The 671-nt window shown below is 64.1% G+C and carries 1 protein-coding gene; it reads right to left on the bottom strand.

Annotated features, from left to right (window positions below; translation table 11 throughout):
• Positions 1-152 precede the first annotated feature (152 nt).
• Positions 153-671, bottom strand: a 519-nt coding sequence (locus ACK1U9_RS23340) for an Mpo1 family 2-hydroxy fatty acid dioxygenase (RefSeq protein ID WP_449110213.1), incomplete at its 5' end; no start/stop codon positions are given.

Raw genomic sequence — 671 nt, 5'->3', positions numbered from 1 at the left:
CGCCCGTGTTCGCGGGCAAGCCCGCTCCCACAGGGATCACGCCAGCTTTTAGAAATTGAGCAAGACAGTTGCTCCCACAGGGATTGCATCAGGCTTGAGGGCAGTGCAGTCCCTGTGGGAGCTGGCTTGCCGGCGATAGGGCCATTGAATGTTTACATGGCCGCATTCTTCTGCCGCATGGCAACTGGCCCGGCGTTGCTTTCCACGGCTTGCTTCAGGGCCGGGCACAGGCCGAGCATGAATGCCGCTTCTGCCACCACGAACAACGGCCCGATGATCAATCCGCTGACATCGTCGACAAACGCCGGCTTGCGGCCTTCGTAGTAATGGCCGACGAACTGGATGATCCAGCCCACCACGAACGCACCCAGCCCGGCGCCGAGCCACAGTGCTGTCGTCTGCATCGCCAGCACCTGGCCGACCCACAGGCATAGCCCAAGCAACAACCCCATCACCAGGCCGAAGCGCAGGTCCAGGCGCAGGTAGAACCAGACCGAGGCTGCCGCCGCCGGCAGGGCAGGGGACAGCCACACGCCCGCCACCTCCCAGCCAGGACGCGACAGCAGGATGGTGACCGCCAGCACGATCATGGGGATGCCCACGAAGTGGGTGGCGATGTTGCGTGGGTCGCGGTGGTAGCTGGCGTATTGGCTCAGGTGGTCGACGAGGGT

The organism is Pseudomonas sp. XP1 (assembly GCF_053557675.1).
The sequence above is the reverse complement of the archived record's forward strand: the minus strand, read 5'-3'. Positions and strand labels throughout refer to the sequence as shown.